We start from the raw sequence: 1,363 nt of genomic DNA on the forward strand, positions 1-1,363 counted from the left end.
ACATCAACAATGGTGCTGCTGTCGTAAGAGGATTTGTCCCACTATCCGAGATGTTCGGATATGCTACAGACCTGCGTTCTAAGACACAGGGTCGTGGTGTATACGTAATGCAGTTCGACCACTTCGACAAGCTACCAGAGAGCTTGAAAGAGAAGGTTGCAAAATAATCTATAATCTCACTGATTTCATTGGAGAGAATATAAATTTTACAGAAAATTATTTCAAATAATTCTAAATAGGAGAAATTATCATGGCAAAGCAGAAGTATGAGAGAACCAAGCCACATATCAACATCGGTACAATCGGCCACGTTGACCACGGCAAGACAACTCTAACAGCAGCAATCACAAAGACTCTTCACGACAGATATGGACTCGGAGCAGACGTAGCATTCGACCAGATCGACAAGGCACCAGAAGAGAAGGCAAGAGGAATCACGATTTCATCAGCACACGTAGAGTATGAGACACCAAACAGACACTACGCACACGTAGACTGCCCAGGACACGCTGACTATGTAAAGAACATGATTACAGGAGCAGCTCAGATGGACGGAGCTATTCTAGTAGTAGCAGCAACAGATGGACCAATGCCTCAGACAAGAGAGCACATCCTACTATCCAGACAGGTAGGCGTACCATACATCATCGTATTCCTCAACAAGTGCGATATGGTAGATGACGAGGAGCTACTAGACCTCGTAGAGATGGAAGTAAGAGAGCTACTAGACGAGTATGAGTTCCCAGGAGATGATACACCAATCATCAGAGGATCCGCACTAAAGGCACTAGAGGATCCAAGCGGAGAGTGGGGAGATAAGATTTGCGAGCTAATGGAAGCAGTAGATACATACATTCCAGAGCCACAGAGAGCAAACGATCAGCCATTCCTAATGCCAATCGAGGACGTATTCTCAATCACAGGACGTGGAACAGTAGCAACAGGAAGAGTTGAGAGAGGAACACTCAAGGTAGGAGATGAAGTAGAGCTCGTAGGACTAAGCGACGAGAAGAGAAAGGTAGTTGTAACTGGAGTAGAGATGTTCAAGAAGACTCTTGATGCAGCAGAAACAGGAGACAACATCGGAGCACTTCTCAGAGGAGTACAGAGAGACGAAATCGAAAGAGGACAGGTACTCTCGAAGCCAGGCTCAATTCACCCACACACAAAGTTCAAGGGACAGGTATACGTACTAAAGAAGGAAGAGGGTGGAAGACACACACCATTCTTCAATGGATACAGACCACAGTTCTACCTAAGAACAACAGACGTAACAGGAGATCTACAGCTACCAGAAGGTACAGAGATGTGCATGCCTGGAGATAACGTAGTAATGGAGATCGAGCTGATTACACCAGTAGCT

The 1,363-nt window shown here is 45.5% G+C and carries 1 protein-coding gene and 1 pseudogene; both read left to right on the top strand.

Translation table 11 applies throughout. The features are described 5' to 3' along the window. Positions 1-167, top strand: a pseudogene (locus AXF17_RS09455) (hypothetical protein); the annotation flags it as partial. Positions 168-250: 83 nt separating this feature from the next. Then, the coding region (gene tuf / locus AXF17_RS03635; protein WP_094234709.1) for an elongation factor Tu at positions 251-1,363 on the top strand (1,113 nt) is incomplete at its 3' end.

Source organism: Mogibacterium pumilum, assembly GCF_002243385.1.
In the GTDB taxonomy this organism is placed as follows: Bacteria; Bacillota; Clostridia; order Peptostreptococcales; family Anaerovoracaceae; genus Mogibacterium; species Mogibacterium pumilum.